This window comes from Rhodoferax sp. (assembly GCF_011391645.1).
GTDB lineage: Bacteria > Pseudomonadota > Gammaproteobacteria > Burkholderiales > Burkholderiaceae_C > Rhodoferax.
In genome coordinates this window covers 22,289-42,302 of record NZ_JAABQC010000011.1, presented here as the reverse complement: position 1 = coordinate 42,302, position 20,014 = coordinate 22,289, and the positions used below count along the sequence as shown (strand labels likewise).

Genomic DNA, 20,014 nt, shown 5'->3' with positions numbered 1-20,014 from the left:
CCGCCACCGACCCTACCCGCAGCACGCTCGAGTTTTTTGTGCACGGCGCGCTATGCGTGGCCTACAGCGGCCAGTGCTACATCAGCGCGGCGCACACCGGGCGCAGCGCCAACCGCGGCGAGTGCAGCCAGGCCTGCCGCCTGCCCTACCAAGTGGTTGACGACAAGGGCCGTTTTGTCGCGCACGACAAACATGTGCTGAGCATGAAAGACAACAACCAGAGCGACAACATCGCCGCGCTGGTCGCGTCCGGCGTGCGCAGCTTCAAGATCGAGGGCCGCTACAAGGACATGGCCTACGTCAAAAACATCACGGCGCATTACCGCAAGCTGCTTGACGAGGTCATCGAGGCACGCCAGCACTCGGGTGACCCCCTGAGCCGAGCCAGCAGCGGGCGCACCACTTTCAGCTTCACGCCCGACCCGAATCAAAACTTCAACCGCGAGTTCACCGACTATTTTGTCAACGGCCGCCAGGACAGCATTGGCGCTTTTGACACGCCTAAAAATCCGGGCCAGCCCATCGGTTATGTCACGCAGGTCGGCCCCAACTGGGTTGATCTTGAGCTCAATGACCGCGCCACCGTGCTGCACAACGGCGACGGCCTGTGCTACTACGATCTGCAAAAAGAGCTGGTCGGCCTGGCCATCAACCGCGCCGAACTTGTGAGCGCCAAAAAAGGCAGTTGGCGCGTGTTCCCCAAAGACGCCTTGGCGGGCCTGAAAGACCTGCGCAAAGGCGTCGAGGTCAACCGCAACCGCGATGTCGACTGGCTGCACGGCCTTGACAAAAAGAGCAGCGAGCGGCGCATTGGGGTCTGGGCGCACCTGGCTGACAGCGCCCAGGGCATCACGCTGACCTTGACCGACGAAGACGGTTTCAGCGCCAGTGCCAGCACCAGCCTGGCACTCGCGCCGGCCAAGGACAAAGCCGGCGCACTCGAGACCCTGGTGGACCACGTGTCCAGACTCGGCAACACGATTTTTGCCGCCAGTGATGTGCAAGTGGCGTTTGCCCAGCCCTGGTTTGTGCCGGCCTCTGTGCTGAACCCGCTGCGCCGCGAAGTCGTGCAGGCGCTGGAAGCGGCACGCACTGCCGGCTTTGCACGCTGGCTGCCCGGCCAGGCGGTGCAGCCGCCAGCGCCCTACCCCGAAGACACTCTGAGTTACCTGGCCAATGTCTTCAACCGGGCAGCGCGCACGTTCTATGCGCGCCACGGCGTCAAGGTGATTGCCGCTGCCTATGAGGCCATCGAAGAACCCGGCGAGGTGAGCCTGATGATCACCAAGCACTGCGTGCGCTTTTCGTTGAGCCTGTGCCCCAAACAGGCCAAGGGCGTCACCGGCGTGCAGGGTTTTGTCAAAGCCGAGCCACTGCAATTGATCAACGGCAAAGAAAAACTGACGCTGCGCTTTGACTGCAAACCCTGCGAAATGCACGTCATGGGCAAGATCAAGCCGGCTGTGGCCAGACAGTCACGCGAGGAGTTGTCTTTGGCGCGGACCAACGCGCAGTCAGCAGGGGGCGCGCCCCTGACCTTCTTCAAGGTCCGCCCGCCACCTTCCAACAGTGACTTTGGTCACTGAACCAAGCCGCAGCAAGCGTCACACGCCCCAGACGACGTCTTTGCCCGCCTGGGCGCTGCAACGCAGCATCTCGATGAACGGGGCTGCGCGTTGGCGCAACATGACGCTGTCACCCTCGACTTCCACAGTTTTTTCAGGGTGTTGCGCACGCTCGGCCACGGCGGCCTCGTGCACCACGATGGCGGCTTCCAGTGCGGCAATGGCCGCGGGCACCTGCTCGACCGTGATGATGCCCTGGGCCGAGGGCTCCTTGCCCACAATGGCGAGCATCTGTTCGCCATTGGCCTTTAGCATGATGACGTCGCCGGTGGCCTGGGACTTGAACTTGTAAATCATGATGAAACCTCCAAAAGAAACCTGTCGCAGCCTTTGCAAGCTGCACATGGGGCAAGACTAACATGGCCAAGTCCACTCAGGCAAGGCCAAAAGCCTGGTGTTTGCTCAGGATAATCGCGGCCGGCGCAAAGTCGCCCTGAACCTTGCTTTGTGCGCCTCACCAACCCTATTTGGGGCGGCGCAACAGTTCCGACAGATGAATGGCGATGTTGCGGGTCAGCCGCTCACCCAGCATCGGGTCGCTCATGATCAGGGCGTCAAAAGCTTCGCGCGTCAGCGTCCAGACCACGGCATCAGTGTCGGCGATGGCGTCGGCACTGCGTCCGGCACCGTCAAGCATCGAGATCTCACCCATCATGACGCCGGGTGAAAAACTCACAAAGCGTTGCCTGACAGGGCCGTTGCCACCAATGATCGAGACCGAGCCCCGCGTCAGCACAAACAGCCGGTCGCCCGCATCACCCTGGTGAAACAGGTAGTCACCAGCGCGCAAATTTTGTGTCTGCATGCGTGCCCTGACAGTTGCCAGTTGCCGAGCGCTCAGAGTGCGCATCAGTGTGGCGTCGGCCAGGTCCACCGCCATTTCCGCCGCGTCTATGCCCGCCTCGGCCAGCAACATCTGCTCGGCGGCTTCAATTGCCCGGTCGGCATCAGGCCACCAGTCGGCCCGTCCACCACCAGGCTGGCTGGCTGGAAAACAACCAAAGATTCGCAACCGTTTGCCGCGCGCGTTGTCGGCACTGACTCCAGCCAGCATCAGCGCCACAGCACGGCTTTCAAGCTGCGTGGAGAGCTGTTGCAGCAACATCGACCCCGACGCATCGATCATGCTGACCCGGCTCAGGTCGAGCACTAGACAACGGCAATCTGGCGCCAACGTATTGACTTCGGTGTTGAGACGCTCGGCACTGCCAAAAAACAGCGCCCCCTCGAGTTCAATCAGCACCACACGATGGCGCTCGGCCTGCAGCAGACGGGCCTGCGCGCTGCCATAAATGCGGCGCGACGGCCGCTCCAGGGCGGTGAAACGCCCGCGGAGCAGCGAGCTGTTCATGGCACTGATAAAGATCAGCATGGCCAGCAAGACACCAAACGCCACCGCAGCAAAAAAACCGAACACAACCGTGACAAGCCCAACCAGCGCAACCACCGCCAGGCTGTGCCGCAAATCTGTTGAACGTTCGCCGGACAGCCATTGGCGCAGCAACTGTCGCGTCCAGCGGTCACTGAGGGCCACCGCAATGGTCACCATCATGCCAGCCAGCACCACCTTGGGCAGCAGGGCCAGCAGCGGGCCACCGATGGCGAAGATCACCAAAAAAGCAATGACCGACGCCAGCGCCGGTCCGCGCCCGACGGCGCCCTTTTTAAGCAGCATCACGCAGCGCGTGCTGGACAGCACCAGTGGCAGGCCGGCGCACAAGCCGCTCACCATGTTGGCCGCCCCCAGCGCCAGCAGTTCCCGGCGCGGGTCATGCTGGGAGCTGGCATGCTGGTCCGTGGCCAGCGCCACCAGCAGCGACTCCAGCGAGCCAATCACGGCCAGAACAGCGGCGGTCAAAAACACCGCTTTGCCATGATCGAGCAGCAACGACCACACACCACTGTCGGCCAGCGGCAGCAAGGCATCGGGCCTGACCAGCCCCTGCGGCAAAGGGCCAATGACATCGCCCAGATGCACCCCCGGAAACAGCGCCAGCAACACGGCAAACAAGGCACATCCGCCCGCCAGGCCAGCCAGGGTGGAGGATGCCCTGGACCACTTCCAGCTCACCAGCCAGACCATGCCTGCCGTGGCGAGCCCGACCATCAGCGCCAGCGGATGGGCCTGCGACAGGTCAGGCAGATCGGTCAACCGGGACACCGCGGGCAAGCCCAGCAAAATCGGGATTTGCGAGATCAGAATCAACAGCGCCACCCCATTCATGAAACCCGCCAGCACCGGTTGCGGCACAAAGCGGGCCAGGCGCCCCAGCCCCGCCAAGCCCATCAGAATCTGGAACAGGCCCATCAGCACCACGCTGCTGGCGGTCAGCGCCAGCAACAGGGCGAGCCCGGAGGCGCTGTGAAAGTCGAGTCGGGAATCCTGCGCCAACTGGGCCACCAGGCCCGCCAGAATCAGCGCCGTGGCCGAGGTGGGTCCGGCCGACGGCGATGCCGAACTGCCAAGCAAGGCAAACACCAGCCCACCGGCAATCACTGCCGCAAAAGCTGTGGCAATGCCCAACGGCGCATAGACACCCAAAGGTGCAAATGCCAGCAGGCCCAGCGTGAGCACGATCGCCACCGTTTCCAGCGCCACCAGGGCGCCGGACAAGGTGCGGCCGGTTTGCGTTAACGTACCCACTTTCTGGCGTTCTCCCACAACATCATCCAGGGGCTGAACGCATCACGGTGCTGATCGGTCCAGCTCATCTGGATGTTGCGAAAGACGCGCTCGGGGTGCGGCATCATGGCAGTAAAGCGGCCGTCTGCCGTGGTCACCGCGGTCAGGCCGCCCGGGCTGCCGTTGGGGTTGAACGGGTAGGCCTCGGTCGCCGCACCAAAGTTGTCGGTGAAGCGCATGGCGGCAATGGCCTGGGCGGCGTTGCCACGATGCCTGAAGTTGGCATAACCCTCGCCGTGCGCCACCGCAATCGGCAGCCGGCTGCCGGCCATGCCTTGAAAGAAGATCGATGGCGATTCAAGCACCTCGACCATGCTCAGGCGGGCTTCAAAACGCTCACTCTGGTTGGTGGTAAAACGCGGCCAGGCTTGTGCACCGGGAATGATGTCGGCCAGTTCGGCAAACATCTGGCAACCGTTGCACACGCCCAGGCCAAAGGTGTCGTGGCGCGCAAAAAAGGCCTTGAACTGGTCGGCCAGCACGGGGTTGAAGGTGATGGAGCGCGCCCAGCCAATGCCGGCCCCCAGCGTGTCGCCATAAGAAAAACCGCCGCACGCCACCACGCCGATGAAGTCGGACAGTTTGGCCCGGCCACTCTGCAGGTCGGTCATGTGCACATCAAAGGCCTCAAAGCCGGCCTCAGAAAAGGCGTAGGCCATTTCCACATGCGAGTTGACGCCCTGCTCGCGCAGCACCGCCACCTTGGGGCGCGACAGCATCAGCGCCGCCGAACCCTGCGGGCTTTTTGTGGGTTCAGGCAATGGCAGGTGAACATGCATCCCCGGATCAGCGGGCGCACCGGCTGCGGCATGCTCGGCATCGGCGCAGGCCGGGTTGTCGCGCACTTTGCAAATCTTCCAGCTGGTGGCATCCCAGACCTGGTGCAGGTCGGCCAGTTCGGCGCTGAAAATGGACTTGGCATCACGCCACACCTGCACCGCGCCAATGCCTGCCGTGATGGTCGAATCAGCCGGCCGGGTCTTGCCCACCACATGGCTGCAGGCGCTCAAGTGATGCTCGCGCAAAATTTGCATGACGGCGTTGCGCGACTCGGTGCGCACCTGCAGCAGCACACCCAACTCTTCACTGAACAGCGCCTTGAGCGTGAGCTCGTTGCGGCGGCCACTGACCTGACCGGCCCAGTTTTTGGCATCCCCATAGTCCATGCGGCTGTCGGAAATACCGTCGCCCTCGGTCACCAACATGTCCACGTTCAGCGCCACCCCCACATGCCCGGCAAAGGCCATCTCGCAGGCGGTGGCAAACAGGCCGCCATCACTGCGGTCGTGGTAGGCCAGGATGAGGCTCTGGGCGCGCAGCACATTGACCGCCTTGACCAGATTCACCAGATCTTGCGGGTCATCCAGGTCGGGTACCTCGTCGCCGATCTGGCCAATGGTTTGCGCCAGGATGCTGCAGCCCATGCGGTTCTGGCCGCGCCCCAGGTCCACCAGAATCAAAGAGGTGTCGCCCGCGGCGTCGAGTTGCGGCGTCAGGGTGCCGCGCACATCGGGCAAGGTGGCAAAAGCGGTCACGATCAGCGACACCGGCGAGGTCACTTTTTTGGCGTTGCCCGCCTCGTCCTTCCACTGGGTGCGCATTGACAGCGAGTCTTTACCCACCGGAATCGAGATGCCCAAAGCCGGGCACAGTTCCAGGCCCACGGCTTTCACGGTTTCATACAGCGCGGCGTCTTCACCAGGCTCGCCGCACGCGGCCATCCAGTTGGCCGACAGCTTGACGCGGTCAAGCGCCATGGGCGCGGCCAGCAGGTTGGTGATGGCCTCTGCCACCGCCATTCGGCCACTGGCGGGCGCATTCACGCTGGCCAGCGGCGTGCGCTCGCCCAGCGCCATGGCCTCACCGGCAAAGCCCTTGAAGTCAGCCAGCGTCACAGCGCAGTCGGCCACCGGCACCTGCCACGGGCCGACCATCTGGTCGCGGTGGCTCAGGCCGCCCACGGTGCGGTCGCCAATGGTGACCAGAAAGCGTTTGGACGCCACCGTGGGGTGCGCCAGCACATCAATGGCCGCTTGCTGCAGGCTCACAGCGCTCAGGTTGATCGGAGCAAAGCTGCGCTTGACCGTCTTGACATCGCGCTGCATTTTGGGCGGCTTGCCCAACAGCACGTTCATGGGCATGTTGACGGCCAAGCCCCCATCCACAACTTCCTCCAGTGGGAGAAGGGGTAAGGCAGCGTTGTTGGCTGTGGGCAGCGGCAGATCCACGTCGCCCACCGCCAGCTGGCGTTCCTCGGTGGCCACGCCGACCACGGCAAACGGGCAGCGCTCGCGCTCGCACAGGGCCCGGAACAGCGTCAAAGATTCAGGCGCAATCGCCAGCACATAACGCTCCTGGCTCTCATTCGACCAAATCTCCTTGGGTGCCAAGCCGGATTCCTCGAGCGGCACCGCGCGCAAGTCAAAGCGCGCGCCGCGCCCGGCGTCGTTGGTCAGTTCTGGAAAGGCATTGCTCAACCCCCCGGCGCCGACATCGTGGATCGCCAGAATCGGGTTGGCGTCGGTCATCAGCCAGCATTGGTTGATGACCTCCTGGGCCCGCCGTTCAATTTCAGGGTTGCCGCGCTGCACCGAGTCAAAGTCGAGGTGCGCCGCGTTGTCGCCGGTGGTCATGGAACTGGCCGCGCTGCCGCCCATGCCAATGCGCATGCCCGGGCCGCCAAGCTGGATCAGCAGCGAGCCCGCCGGGAACTGGATTTTGTGCGTTTGCGTGGCGTCAATCACCCCCAGACCGCCCGCCAGCATGATCGGCTTGTGGTAACCGCGCTGCTCGGTTTGCACCTGCTCAGCGCCCGCCGCATCCTTCACCGTGCAACTCAGGCTTTGCTCGTACTCGCGAAAGTAGCCGAGCAAATTGGGCCGGCCAAATTCGTTGTTGAATGCCGCCCCGCCCAGCGGCCCCTCGACCATGATCTGCAGCGGGCTGGCAATGTGCGCCGGCTTGCCGTAAATAATTGGGGTCAGAGTCGAATTATTTTCATCTTTTGATTTTGACGAATTAATTGGAATCTGACCCCAATTGATTTTGGAGACAGTGAATCCGGTCAGGCCGGCTTTGGGTTTGGAGCCACGGCCGGTGGCGCCCTCGTCGCGGATCTCGCCGCCGGCACCGGTGGCCGCACCGGGGAAAGGAGAAATGGCGGTGGGGTGGTTGTGGGTTTCCACCTTCATCAGGATGTGCTGCAAAGCACTGCTTTTTTGATAACTGCCGGTGCTCAACCCCGCCTCATTCAGGCTGGCCTGGCTGCTGAAACGCTCGACCTGGCCGCCTGCCATCACCGAGGCATTGTCCGAGTACGCCACCAGCATGTGCTGCGGGTTGGTCTGGTGGGTGTGGCGGATCATGCCAAACAGGCTGTGCGGCTGCGCCACGCCGTCAATGGTGAATTGGGCGTTGAAAATCTTGTGCCGGCAGTGCTCGCTGTTGGCCTGGGCGAACATCATCAGTTCCACATCGGTGGGGTTGCGCTGCAACTGGGTGAAGGCCTGCACCAGGTAGTCCATCTCGTCGTCGGCCAGCGCCAGGCCAAACTCTGTGTTGGCCCCCAGCAGCGCCGCCTTGCCGCCACCCAGCACATCCACATGGGCCATGGGCGCGGCGGGCAGGCTGGCAAACAAGCCATGCGCCGCGGCGCGGTCAAACATCACGCTCTCGGTCATGCGGTCATGCAGCAGGCCGGCCACTTGCGCCAGTTGCTCGGCGGTGAGCGTGGGCTTGCCCAGCAGGCCACTCTTGAGGCTGACGCGGTATTCCACGATGCGCTCCACCCGGTGCACCAGCAGGCCGCAATTGTGGGCAATGTCGGTGGCCTTGGAGGCCCAGGGCGACACCGTGCCAAAACGCGGCGTCACCACAAACAAGCTGCCGTCAGCCGGGCCGGTGTAGGGCTCGCCATAGGTCAGCAAGGCGCTCAACTGCTGTTGCAGGGCCGGGCTGGGCGCCTGGTCGGAGGCGACCAAATGCACAAAACGCGCGGCGATGCCGCTGATTTTTTCATGCACGGCTTGCAGACCCGGCAGAAGTTGTTGGACACGGAAAGCGCCAAGAGCGCTACCGCCCTCAAATGGGGTGATGTGCAGAGTCAATTGGAGGGCCCCAGGCAGAGACTGTCGAAAGGTTAAAAGGCATGAAACACGCGCGTGCCATGCTAAAAGTTGGCGGATTTTAACTGCCGCTCAGACGCCGCGGTACAACCAGGGCTGATCCATCAAGGCCTCGCCCCGCAGTTTCATGGCGGCGTTGCGGGCCAGGGCCATCAGCCCGCTGGCATGAAAGATCTTGCCGTTGCGGATCGCCGTGGCCTGCACCCGGGCGTTGCGCTGCCAGCGTTGCTGCGCATAGCGGCGCAACAAGCCCGGCACCAAATTGCCTGGTTCCGCTGAACTGCCGGAGTTGGCGTCGCCAAATAAGTCGCCCTGCGCCAGTACTTGCGCCAGCACCGCTGCGTCTTCAATGGCCATGCCCGCGCCCTGGGCCAGGTACGGCAGCATTGGGTGCGCCGCGTCACCCAGCAAGGCCACGCGACCGCTGGCCTGCTCACCGCCGCTGCGCATGGGCGGGCGGATGCTCAACGCCCACAGGCGCCAGTCCGGCACCGCATGGATCAAATCGTTGAGCGGTTTGCAGGTGTCTTGCAGGCGCTGCCGCAGTTCAGCCGCGTTGCCACTGTGATCCCAGTGCGACATGTCGCCCTGCACCTGACCATGCACGATGGCCACCACATTGAGCCAGTCGCCGCAGCGCACCGGATACTGCACCACATGCATCTTTGGCCCCAGCCAGGCGGTGACCTGCGTGGTGCGCAAATGCTCTGGCAAACGCGCCTGCGAGATCAGGGCCCGGTAGGCCAGGTGCCCGGTGGGCAAGGGCGTGCCGTCGGCCAGCAATTGCTCGCGAATGCTGCTCCAGCCACCATCGGCTGCCACCAGCAGGTCGCCATGCGCCTGCTCGTCGTGCGCGAGTTGCAGCACCACATCGGTCTGGGTTTGCTCAAAACCCGTCACCGTGCTGCACAAATTGAGCGCCACCCCGCCCTGCTGCTGCCCTGCGGCAAGCAGCAACGCGTGCAGGTCGGCCCGGTGAATGGTGAGGTAAGGCGCACCATAACGCCGTGCAATCTCATCGCCCAGGCGCAACACGCCCAGCTCAGCCCCGGTGGTTGCGCTGCGCACCTGCAAACGGTCCGGACAAGCCACCACCTTGTGCAAGGCCTCCTGCAGGCCCCAGCCGTACAAGATTTTCACCACATTGGGGCTGAGCTGAATGCCCGCGCCAAACTCTGAAAACTCGGCGCTGCGCTCAAACAGCGCGACGCTGGCACCGGCGCGGGCACAGGCCAGCGCGGCACTCAGGCCACCAATGCCACCCCCCGCAATCAGCACTTTGCGCATGTCAAAAATCAGCTCCGTGATGTGAAGATGCGCCATTGTCAATTCCCAACACTGCACAAGGCTGACAAATGGGCGCCAAGCCCCGGCCTGTGACACGCGCTACCATGCATTCGAGTCCAACCCAGCGGAGCAAGCCATGACGAGATGGATCAAGAATTTGTGGCTGGCAAGCCTTGCCAGCCTGTCGTTTACGGTACCTGCGCAGGCGCTTCGCAGCGAAGTGGTCGCCACCGGCCTGGAACACCCTTGGGCACTGGCATTTTTGCCCGAGGGGCGGTTCCTGGTCACCGAGCGCCCCGGCAGCCTGCGCGTGATCGAAGCCGATGGCCGCCTCAACAAAGCGGTGGTCGGCCTGCCCGAGGTTGCCGCCAGGGGCCAGGGCGGCTTGCTCGATGTGCTGCTGGACGCCAACTTTGCCAGCAACCGCACCCTGTTTTTTTGCTTTTCAGAACCCGGCGCGACGGGCAACAGCACGGCGCTAGCCCGGGCCAGGCTGTCGGATGACCGAACCCGGCTGGAGGCCCTGCAGGTGATTTTCAGCGCCCGGCCCAAAGTGGCCAGCAGTGCCCACTTTGGCTGCCGCATTGCCGAAAGTCTGGTGAACGGCAAGCCTGACGGCCTGCTCTTCATGACGCTGGGCGAGCGCTTCACACGCAAGGACGATGCACAAAAACTTGACAACCACCACGGAAAAATCATCCGCATTGCCAAGGATGGCCGCGTGCCCGCTGACAACCCGTTTGTCAAGACAGCCGGTGCCCTGCCAGAAATATGGTCTTATGGCCACCGCAACCCGCAGGGCCTGGCGCTGTCGCCCAAGGGCGCGCTGTGGGCGCATGAGCACGGGCCCCAGGGCGGCGATGAAATCAATGTGATCGAACCCGGCCGCAACTACGGCTGGCCGGTCATCACCTATGGCGAAAACTATGGCGGCGGCCAGATTGGCGCCGGCATCAGCAGCAAGGACGGCATGGCGCAACCGCTGCATTACTGGGTGCCGTCGATTGCGCCTTCGGGCATGGTGTTTTTGACCAGCACGCGCTACGGCGCGGACTGGGTCGGCAATCTGTGGGTCGGTTCGCTCAAATTTGGCTACCTGAACCGCATTGAGCTGGCAGCGCCGTTCCAGGGCAAAGTGGTTCGGGAACACAAATTGCTGACCGAGGCGGGTGAACGCATTCGCGACGTGCGCCAGGGGCCTGACGGCCTGATTTACGTGTTGACCGACAGTGCTCGCGGGCATCTGATCAGGTTGCAGCCCAAGTAGGCCGGTGCGACCGCTAGCCGGGGTTGTTCCAGCTCATTTCAAGCCGGTCGCGCCCGCCTCTTTTGGCACGGTACAGCGCGGCATCACATTCGGCCAGCAGCTCACCAAATAATGCCTGATGCGTCAGGCTGCTGGCGCCAATGCTCACCCTGTAGTCAACCAGTTGCCCGCCATAGGCCACCGGGTGGGCGCGCACGGCCTCAATGATGCGGTTCGCCAGTGCGCAGCCGCCGTCCTGGGTGGTGTTGGGCAGCAGCACGGCAAACTCCTCGCCGCCAATGCGCCCCACCACATCGGATTCACGCAGCACACCTTTAACGGTTTGCACCAGGCTTTTCAGCACGGCGTCGCCGGTGGCATGGCCATAGCGGTCGTTGACGTTCTTGAAGTGGTCCAGGTCCAGCATCAGCACCACCAGTGGCAACTCATAACGCCTGGCGCGCGCCAGCTCCTGATCGGCCAGGCTCATGAAATGCTGTCGGCTCGTGGCACCGGTCAAGTTGTCCACATTGGCCAACGCCTGGCTGGCAAGCTCAGCCTGTTTGAGCACGCTGACATCTTCGTGCGTCACCACCAGACGTTGCGCCGAATCTTGCACCGGCGTGATCTTGACGGTGAACCAGCACCTTTTGCATTTGCACTGGAGCGGCTCCAGCACATGGAAGTTGGACGCGTCCCCCGCCACCAACGCCGCCATTCCCTCAGCCACTGCCACAAGCGTTGCCGGCACCACAGCATATCGCTCGGACAACAGCGTCAGGTAGTTTGCACCCACCGAGGACTCAAAATTCAACGCTGCCGCATAATTGCGCCATGCCGCATTGGTCTGCTGCACCGTGCCGGCCTGATCCAGCACCGCGATCTGCGAAGAGGTTGAATCAAGCACCGCTTGCTGAAACTTTGCCGCTTCTGCCAGGGCGGCCTCGGTCTGCTTGTTTCTGGTGATATCCACCAGGGTGCCAACCATGCGCAGTGCCTGGCCGTCTGCCGAGCGCAGCACCACGGCGCCGCGTGACAGCACCCAGATCACACGGCCATCCTTGCACAGCATGCGCTGCTCGTTGCGATAGTGGTCAATTTTTCTTGTGATGCAATCCTGCAGCAATTGCACCAGGGCCGGTTTGTCGTCAGGAACGACCAGATCCAGGTTCTCTGACAAATTCTTGCTCATTTCACCCGGGATATAGCCCAGCAGCCTGGCGTAGCTGTCCGAGACCACCACGTTGCCGCTGCTCACCTGCCAGTCCCACACCCCGTCGCCAACTGCCGACAGCGCCAGCTTCAGGCGCTCCTCGCTGTCGCGCAGTTGCAGCTCCATGCGTTTGCGCTCCGACAGGTCAAGCAGCACAAGCTGCCAGCCCAACACGGTGCCAATCCAGACCACCCTGAGCTGCACCGGCAACGAAACCTGGCCGTCTATTTGCAGGTCCAGCTCGTCCACCTGCGCCTCGTGCTCCGCCCTGGCGCGCTCCAGCATGGCATTGAACCGCGCGCGGCTGTGCTGCGCCAGATACAGGCCGAGCTTGCAGCCCAGCAGGCGGGCACGCTCCGAGCCGAGCATTTGGACGCCCGTCAGGTTCAGTTTGGTGATCAAACCATCGGCGTCCAGCAAAATGTTGCCGACTGGTGAGAAATCGTAAAGTTCGTTGTTGAGATTGAGCGCCTGCTCAAGCTGCGCGCGGGCCGAATTCAGGTGGTCGTTTTGCAGCTCCAGCTCAAGCTGGTGAATTTCCAGCTCTTCGAGCAAATGCTGCATCTGCTCATGATCTGGCGTAGCCGCCCCCGGCACACCGCCGAGATCGGTCAGCCGCGCCAGGGCCATCTGCCGCAGAGCCTTGGTGTCGGGTGGATTCTTACGGAATACCATGGCCCGCCTTGTGAGAACCCGGCACCGGCGGCAAACCCTGCAAGCGGCTTTGCGCGTCGCGCAGTTCAGCCTCCAGCTGCTTGCTGGCGCTGATGTCGGCAAAGGTGATCACCAGCCCGTCGATGCGGTTGTCATGGGTGCGGTAAGGCATGATGCGCACCTTGAACCAGCGGCCGTCGTTGGTCGGCACATCGGTTTCCCTGAAGACCAGCGAGCGCGACACCTCCAGCGCGTCGGCCGCCAAACCGGCATAGTCGAGGTCGCACACGATGTCGGTGATGCGGCGCCCGGCGTCGCCGGGGATCAGCTTGAAAATTTTGACAGTCGAGGGCGTGAAGCGGCGCACGCGCAGTGTCTCGTCAAGAAACAACACGGCAATTTCGGTGCTGTCGAGCAGGTTGCGCATGTCATTGCTGGCGCGCGACACCTCGGCCACCTTGATCTGCATCTCCTGGTTGATGGTCTGCAGCTCCTCGTTCATGGACTGCATTTCTTCCTTGGAGGTGGTCAGCTCCTCGTTGGTGGACTGCAGCTCTTCGTTAATGGACTGCAGTTCCTCGTTGGCCGATTTAAGCTCCTCCTGCGAGGTCTGCATTTCTTCGCGGGTGCTGCGGGCGTCCTCACGGGCGTGCTGCAACTCATTCAGCACGGCCTCAATGCGCTGGCCCTCTGGCGTGGTTGCGTCGGAGAGCGCGGGCAACTTGAGCCGCCGCAGCGAAACCATGTCCTTGAAGACAATCAGCACCGTGCCTTTCAGGGCGGGTGGCTCGCTCAGCGGCTGCACCACAATGTCCACGTACCGGGCTGGGCTGCTGCTGTCCACCCTGATCCGCTTGAGCCTGGCGACCTTGTTCTCGCGCACGGCCGGATAAAACGCCTCGGCCAGGGCGCTCCTGATGCCGTCGCGCGCCACGGCAAACAGGCTCAGGTTGGGTTTGCCCGCAGCGGGCTCCAGGTAGTTGCCGGTTTTGCCGCAAAAATAAAGCATCTCGCCCTTGCTGCTCACCAGCAACGCTGCCGGCGCATACTGCGTCAGCACCAGTTGCTCCACCAGCAATTGCAGGTCGGGAGGGGTCGCCATGGCCGCCCCTGGCGCACGCAGGGCAAACCCGAGCGTGCGCTGGCCGGCTGAATCAAAGCCCGGAGCCAGGCCCAGCGGCACGGGTGCCGACACATCAAGTCGGCGGTACAGGCGCGACTTGCCCAGCAGGGGTGAAAACAGCACACTGCTGGCACCCACCGACTCCGAACTGCCCAGCAGCAAACAGCCGCCGGGGTTGAGGCTGAAGTGAAACAACTGAAGCAGCTTTTCCTGCAGCTGGGGCTCCAAGTAGATCAGCAGGTTGCGGCAGCTCAAAAAATCGAGCTTGGTGAAGGGCGGGTCAAAAATGACGTTCTGCTCGGCAAAAATCACCATCTCGCGAATCTCGTTGCTGATCCGGTAGCCCGAGGCCTCAGCCACAAAAAACCGCTTGAGCCGCTCATCAGACACGTCAGCAGCGATGCTCGCCGGGTAAACGCCGCTGCGCGCCCGGGCAATGGCATCCTGGTCGAGGTCGGAGGCGAATACCAGCAATTTGTAGCGCTGCGACACATCGACCTGGTCCAGCGACTCACGAAACAGCATGGCCAGCGTGTAGGCCTCCTCGCCGGTCGAGCAGCCGGCCACCCAGGCGCGCAGCATGGCGCCGTCCGGGTGGTTGGCCTGCAGCGCCGGCAGCACTTCGCGCCTGACCTGCTCCCACACCGGCGGGTCGCGAAAGAAACTGGTGACACCAATCAACAGTTCGGCCAGCAGCAAGTCCACTTCACTGGGGTTCTCACGCAAGTAGCGCAAGTAGTCGTCGATGCGGGGCAACTGGTGCAGGCCCATGCGTCGCTCAACGCGGCGCATGATGGTGTTTTTTTTGTAGGCTGAAAAATCATGCCCGGTGTGGGTGCGCAACAGGACCAGAATCTTGTCCAGAAAACCCGCCGCAGTGCGTTGAAACTCGGCCTCGACCTGGGCCTGCACGTCGCCCACCAAACGCAGGCGGCCGACAAACGCCATCACCCTGGCCGGCAGCTCTTCGGCCGGGGCCACCACGTCCACCACATCGGCAGCCATCGCGCTGCGCGGCATGCTGTCAAATTGGGCCGAGGCGGGCGCCTGTGCAAAAGAGGCGCCGCCGGCCTGGCGGATGGCGCGCAAGCCGGCCGTGCCGTCGGAGCCCATGCCCGACAAAATGACACCGATGCTGTTGTGCTGGCGGTCGGCGGCGAGCGACTTGAGGAAAAAATCAATGGGTTGGCGCAAACCACGCGCCTCGGTGGGCTCAAACAGGTGCAGCACGCCGCGCATCATTGACATGTCGTGGCCGGGTGGAATCACATAAACATGATTGGGCTCGACCGGCATCTGGTCTTGCACCTGCTGCACCGGCATGGGGGTGTGGCGCTGCAACAGCTCCACCAGCATGCCTTCGTTGTGCGGGTCTCGGTGCTGAACCACCACCACCGCCAGGCCGCATTGCTCCGGCACGTGCGACAGAAACTGCTCAAGCGCCACCAGCCCGCCAGCCGAAGCCCCAATGCCCACAACGGGGAAAGCGGCGCTGGCAGCGGGTAGGTTGTTGCTATTCACTCACTCAATCCCATGGGTGGCTCTCGGTTGACCGGTCTGATTTGGGGCGTTTTGTAACAAAATTTTACGCGCAGTCAGGCGGCCGTGGTGCAAAACACCCGGGCACTGCCCAAAAATTAGTCGCAGCCGATTCAAGCCAAGGGGATCAAGGCTGCAGGTCGGTTTGTGGGTGATGCCGGTTACTTGTCGAAGCTGCACAAGGCGTCGTGCGACAAAATATTGATCTCACGGAAATACACCGTGATGATGCCGAGCTGCACCAGGGCCGAAAACGCCCGGCTGACGGTTTCCACCGTCACGCTCAGGTGATGGCCGATGTCGCGCCGGGTCATGGGCAGAATAAAGCGGTTGGGCGAGTAACCCAGGCTGGCAAAGCGCTGTGACATGGACTGCAGGAAGCGCGCCACCCGCGCCTCGGACCTGACCGACCGTGTCAATGAATAGGCCATTTGTTCCTGGGTGATTTCGCGGCTGCTGGCCCAGTAGGCCATGTGCTCCAGATGGTTGTTGTTTCTTTGGGACGAGAACAGCTCGGAGGCCGGGATGCGGATCAGGTCGCAATCGGTCAGCGCCACCACATCACTCATGTAGCTGTTTTTGTAGATGCCGTCAAAGCCCAGCAAATTGCCTTTCATGGGAAACGACAGCACATGCATGCCGCCATCGGCATTGGTGATCAGACTCTTGAGGGTGCCGAGCCGCACCACATACAGGCCGTCAAACGGCTGGCCCATCATCAAAGCCGACTGCCCCTCTTTCAGGCGACGACGGCGAAACAGGTCGCCCTGATTGTCATTGTGCTGGTGGTCCTCGTATTGCAACAGGGTCTTGAGTTCCTGCAAGGTGGAGTACCGCTCGTCGCTTTTGGGTGTCGAAGTGCGGCGGCTTGTCCTGGGTTGCCACAGCGCAGCGGTGGCTTGCGCCTGAGTCTGAAAGTCCAACATGAAAAGCCCCTCTTTCCAGATTATTTTTCAGGTGACCGCGCCCGGCGGGCGACATGGCCAAACCCTGCTGACAACTTTAGGTCAGCCAAGCGGGATCGTCTGTAGGGAGAGTTGGATTGCTGATGCCAGCAAGCGTGGACAAATTGCGCTGAAAGCCGCCAAAAGCCGCTTACATGTCGGATAGGCGCCGGTTGTGCGGGCCGGCATAGTCAGTGTCGATCAGCTTGTGGCGCACCGCCAGCCGCACCAGGTTGGGCACATCCGACACGCCGAGCTTTTTCATCAGGCGGCTACGGTAGGTGGCCACGGTCTTGGGCGACAAATGCAGCGCGGTGCCAATGGCCGAGCTGGAGTGCCCCTCAACCACCATCAGGATGATTTGCCGCTCGCGCGGCGACAGCAGGCTCAGCGGATCATCGTCGTGCTGGGTGAAGGCTTCCATGGCCAGGTCGGCCACATCAGTGCCAAGAAACCTCTTGCCTTGCACCGAAGCTGCAATGGCGGTCATGAGTTCAGTGGCCGGAGAACCCTTGAGCACATAGCCACTGGCACCCAGGCGCAGCGCTTCAGCCACCTGGTGGGGCTGGGCCGACATGGTCAACACCACAGTGCGAACAGGCAGCCGCCGGCGCTGCAACTCGGCTTGCAACTCCAACCCCGAGCGCTCGCCCAGGTTCAGGTCGAGCAGCAGCACTTCGGGGCGCAGGCGCATCAGGTCGGCCAAAGCCTGGGTGGGGTCGGCCGACTCTCCCACCACCGTGTGGCCCCGCGCCTCAAGCAAAACGCGCAGCCCATCGCGCATGATTTGATGGTCGTCCACAAGGTAGAGCGCGGTCATGACAGGCACTGCCAATGAAACGTGACCAGCGTGCCGGCGCTTTGGCCGCGCCCGATGGTCACCTTGGCGCCCACCGCCTGGGCGCGCTCCTGCATGCCCAGAATGCCCAGGTGCCCGGCACCCGAGCCGGCGGCCTCGGGCAGCCCCACACCGTCGTCGGCCACCGTGATGTCGAGCGCCAAAACGCCCCCCTTCACCTCCACCGTGATGGCGCCTGCGCCGGAATGGCGCAGCGAATTTTCAACCGCCTCGCGCACCACCATGAAGGCCGCGTATTCGACCTCGTGCGGCCAGCGCATCAGCTCCAGCCGGTGCGGCACATGGATGGTGATGTCAACTTGCGGCACCGCCAGCGCGCGGTTGCGCAACTCGTTGTCAAGCGCAACACAAAGCCCCTGTTCATCCAGCAACGGGGGGCGAATGTCAACCAGCACCTGCCTCACCTGCGCAATCGCCTGCCCGATGAGGCTGCCCAGGCGCACCTGCAGGTGTTGGTATTCGGCTGGTGTCTGCGCCAGCTCAATCGACAGGATGGTTTCATGGCACATCCGGATGGCGGCCAGCGTCTGTCCGAGCTGGTCATGCAGCACCTGGGCCAGGCGCTTGACCAGCACCCGCTCCTGCGTCATCAGCTTGCGGGTCAGCTCGGCGAGTTGGGAGCGCGAGTGCTGCAACTGCACGTCGGCCTGCAGGCGGTTGGTGACATCGTGCATGCTGATCAGGGCGCTTGGCCCCTGCGGCAGGTTCACATGGCTCATGAAAGCCTCGAGGTCAATCTCCTGGCCATCGGCGCGCAAGCCCTTGACCCGGCGCAAACCCATCATGCGGGGGTCGGAGCCGGACTTGACAAAGTGTTCGTGCGCCTCGTGATGCCCCATGCGCAGGCGCGCGGGAATCAGGATCTCGACCGGCTGGCCTTGCACGCTGGCACTGCTGCGCCCGAAGATGTGTTCTGCCGCGGCGTTGAACAGCGTGATGGCACCCTCGGCATCGGTGCCGATGACGGCATCGGGAACCAGCTTGAGCACGGCGCCGAGCATGTCCTGATCGCGCCCGGCAGCTTCGCCGGCCACCGCAGGGGCATCTGTCTCAGAATGTGCGTTCATTTGGGCTGCTCCACGAAGGGCAGACTTGGCAAGCAATGCTTTTCATATTGGGCTCCGGCACAGTTTGGATCGAATTCTTACATGAGAGTCCGGCCGGGCGAAAGTGGTGCAGCGGCAGTTTTGCCAAAAACAGCGCACAGTTTGCGCCCGAATTGAGAATTGTCATCTGCGCGGCCATGTCCGGCCCATATTCTGAAAGCGCTGCACTGGCAAACCGCCAGGGTTCAGCATATTTTCAACTTTTGGAGGACACACCATGAACAAACTGAGCGTGCTTGATACCTCCATGAAAGACCCGTTTGAATCGGTGTTTCGCGGTTTTCTGGCACCCTTGCGCATCTCTGGCAGCGGCGACGAACTCGACATCAAGCTTGACGTGGTCGAGAACGACGATGCCTTCAAGGTGCACGCCGACCTGCCCGGCGTCAAAAAAGAAGACATCAATGTGCGCATTGACGGCAACCGCGTGCACATCGACGCCGAGGCCCGGCGCGAAAAGGACGTCAAGGAAAAAGGCAAGGTGGTGCGCAGCGAGCGCTACTACGGCACGGTGTCGCGCGTCTTTACCCTGTCGCAGGACGTGGACGATGCCAAGGCGGTGGCCAAGTATGAAAATGGCGTGCTGACCCTGGAGTTGCCCAAGAAGGCCGGTGCGGCTGCCAAAAAACTGGCCATTCAGTAGTCCGGCCAGTCGCTGCCAGCAACTGCAAGCACCATGAATACCCTGACCAAACTGGCTCTTGGCCTGCTCGGAAAACTCCAGCCCGAGCCCGCCGAGGGCAACGCGGTGGACACCATCGTCCTGCCAGAAGCCAACACCAGCGGCGGCATGCCGCTGATGCAGGCGCTGGCACGGCGCCAGTCGCAGCGCGAGTTTGCGCCAGACCCGCTGCCGCTGCCCGTGCTGTCGAACCTGCTGTGGGCGGCGGCGGGGCTGAACCGCCCAGCACTGGGCGGACGCACCGCGCCCAGCGCGCTGAATGCGCAGGAGGTGGATGTCTATGTGGCGCTGCCCACCGGCTTGTACCGCTACGCTGCGCTGGGGCATGCGCTGCATCTGGTGTGCGCCGCCGATGTGCGCCGCGTTACCGGCTACCAGGACTTTGTTGACAGCGCGCCACTCGACCTGATCATGGTGGCCGACTTCTCACGCATGAAACTGGTGCCGGTGGCGCAGCGCATGGCCTATGCCTACACCTGCGCCGGTGCCATGGCGCAAAACGTTTACCTGTATTGCGCAGCGGAAGATCTGGCCACCGTGATCCGAGCCTGGCTCGACCGCGATGCGCTAACCAAAGCCATGGGGCTGGGCACCGAACAACAAGTTTTGCTGTCGCAAACGGTGGGGCGCAAGGCGCCCTACCCTCTTTTGCCATCCAGATAGTCGAGCACGTCGTTGAACGTCACCAGCCGGGCGTAATCCGCTTCGGGGATCGCCAACCTGAAGCGCTCGCTCAGGCTGACCAGAAAGTTGAGCCAGTCCATCGAGTCCAGATCGACCTGGCTGCGCAGGGGCCGCGCAAAATTGAGCGCGTCGGGCTCGATTTCTGGCGCAATGGCGCGCAGCAAGGTCATGACGGTGGTAGCGGGCGTTTCATGGGTAGGGGTCATAAGATGGTGCTCCAAAAGGCAATCGCGGCGGGGGATGTC

At 62.8% G+C, this 20,014-nt stretch carries 15 protein-coding genes; 5 read left to right on the top strand and 10 right to left on the bottom strand.

What is annotated here, in order from left to right:
• The coding region (locus GPS82_RS02915) for a U32 family peptidase (protein WP_296490745.1) at nucleotides 1–1,586 on the top strand (1,586 nt) is incomplete at its 5' end.
• An 18-nt stretch (nucleotides 1,587–1,604) separates the two neighbouring features.
• On the opposite strand, the gene GPS82_RS02910 is transcribed toward GPS82_RS02915, so the two are convergent.
• The 4 genes from GPS82_RS02910 to GPS82_RS02895 all read right to left on the bottom strand — a co-directional run bounded on the left by GPS82_RS02910 (nucleotide 1,605) and on the right by GPS82_RS02895 (nucleotide 9,755).
• On the bottom strand, nucleotides 1,605–1,922 hold the full coding sequence (locus GPS82_RS02910; RefSeq protein ID WP_296490743.1) for a DUF1840 domain-containing protein: 318 nt from the start codon (nucleotides 1,920–1,922) through the stop codon (nucleotides 1,605–1,607).
• Between the two features lie 166 nt (nucleotides 1,923–2,088).
• Nucleotides 2,089–4,269 (bottom strand): SulP family inorganic anion transporter, encoded by a 2,181-nt coding sequence (locus GPS82_RS02905; protein ID WP_296490742.1) that lies wholly within the window; start codon nucleotides 4,267–4,269, stop codon nucleotides 2,089–2,091.
• Nucleotides 4,257–8,414: a phosphoribosylformylglycinamidine synthase gene (gene purL, locus GPS82_RS02900; protein WP_296490741.1), complete on the bottom strand. Its 4,158-nt coding sequence runs from the start codon at nucleotides 8,412–8,414 to the stop codon at nucleotides 4,257–4,259. The genes GPS82_RS02905 and purL overlap by 13 nt, the downstream gene beginning before the upstream one ends.
• Nucleotides 8,415–8,504: 90 nt before the next feature.
• Complete coding sequence (locus tag GPS82_RS02895) at nucleotides 8,505–9,755, bottom strand: FAD-dependent monooxygenase (RefSeq protein ID WP_296490740.1); 1,251 nt, start codon at nucleotides 9,753–9,755, stop codon at nucleotides 8,505–8,507.
• 100 nt (nucleotides 9,756–9,855) lie between these two features.
• Here GPS82_RS02895 and GPS82_RS02890 point away from each other — a divergent pair, with 100 nt between their 5' ends.
• Nucleotides 9,856–10,986 carry a PQQ-dependent sugar dehydrogenase gene (locus tag GPS82_RS02890; RefSeq protein WP_296490739.1) on the top strand — a complete coding sequence of 377 codons (1,131 nt, stop codon included), beginning with the start codon at nucleotides 9,856–9,858 and terminating at the stop codon, nucleotides 10,984–10,986.
• A gap of 13 nt (nucleotides 10,987–10,999) precedes the next feature.
• On the opposite strand, the gene GPS82_RS02885 is transcribed toward GPS82_RS02890, so the two are convergent.
• From GPS82_RS02885 to GPS82_RS02875, 3 genes are all read right to left on the bottom strand, one after another.
• Nucleotides 11,000–12,853 (bottom strand): diguanylate cyclase, encoded by a 1,854-nt coding sequence (locus GPS82_RS02885; RefSeq protein WP_296490738.1) that lies wholly within the window; start codon nucleotides 12,851–12,853, stop codon nucleotides 11,000–11,002.
• The gene (locus GPS82_RS02880; RefSeq protein ID WP_296490737.1) at nucleotides 12,840–15,476 is read right to left on the bottom strand and encodes a chemotaxis protein CheB; all 2,637 of its coding nucleotides are present in this window, start codon (nucleotides 15,474–15,476) and stop codon (nucleotides 12,840–12,842) included. The genes GPS82_RS02885 and GPS82_RS02880 overlap by 14 nt, the downstream gene beginning before the upstream one ends.
• 179 nt (nucleotides 15,477–15,655) lie before the next feature.
• Nucleotides 15,656–16,420: a helix-turn-helix domain-containing protein gene (locus tag GPS82_RS02875; protein WP_296490736.1), complete on the bottom strand. Its 765-nt coding sequence runs from the start codon at nucleotides 16,418–16,420 to the stop codon at nucleotides 15,656–15,658.
• Here GPS82_RS02875 and GPS82_RS02870 point away from each other — a divergent pair.
• Complete coding sequence (locus tag GPS82_RS02870; RefSeq protein WP_296490735.1) at nucleotides 16,419–16,604, top strand: hypothetical protein; 186 nt, start codon at nucleotides 16,419–16,421, stop codon at nucleotides 16,602–16,604. The two genes, GPS82_RS02875 and GPS82_RS02870, sit on opposite strands and share 2 nt — an antisense overlap.
• Here the strand turns inward: GPS82_RS02870 and GPS82_RS02865 are convergent.
• Nucleotides 16,590–17,258 (bottom strand): response regulator transcription factor, encoded by a 669-nt coding sequence (locus GPS82_RS02865; RefSeq protein WP_296490734.1) that lies wholly within the window; start codon nucleotides 17,256–17,258, stop codon nucleotides 16,590–16,592. The two genes, GPS82_RS02870 and GPS82_RS02865, sit on opposite strands and share 15 nt — an antisense overlap.
• Nucleotides 17,255–18,364, bottom strand: coding sequence for a PAS domain S-box protein (locus GPS82_RS02860; protein WP_296490733.1), 1,110 nt, complete (start codon nucleotides 18,362–18,364; stop codon nucleotides 17,255–17,257). Before GPS82_RS02860 ends, GPS82_RS02865 begins: the two co-directional genes overlap by 4 nt.
• 256 nt (nucleotides 18,365–18,620) lie before the next feature.
• On the opposite strand from GPS82_RS02860, the gene GPS82_RS02855 reads away from it, so the two are divergent.
• Entirely contained in the window at nucleotides 18,621–19,046 is a 426-nt protein-coding gene (locus GPS82_RS02855) for an Hsp20/alpha crystallin family protein (RefSeq protein ID WP_296490732.1), read from the top strand.
• 33 nt (nucleotides 19,047–19,079) lie between these two features.
• Nucleotides 19,080–19,748, top strand: a complete 669-nt coding sequence (locus GPS82_RS02850) for a SagB/ThcOx family dehydrogenase (RefSeq protein WP_296490730.1) — start codon at nucleotides 19,080–19,082, stop codon at nucleotides 19,746–19,748.
• Here the strand turns inward: GPS82_RS02850 and GPS82_RS02845 are convergent.
• Nucleotides 19,724–19,975 carry an acyl carrier protein gene (locus GPS82_RS02845; protein WP_296490729.1) on the bottom strand — a complete coding sequence of 84 codons (252 nt, stop codon included), beginning with the start codon at nucleotides 19,973–19,975 and terminating at the stop codon, nucleotides 19,724–19,726. The genes GPS82_RS02850 and GPS82_RS02845 overlap by 25 nt on opposite strands.
• Nucleotides 19,976–20,014 lie beyond the last annotated feature (39 nt).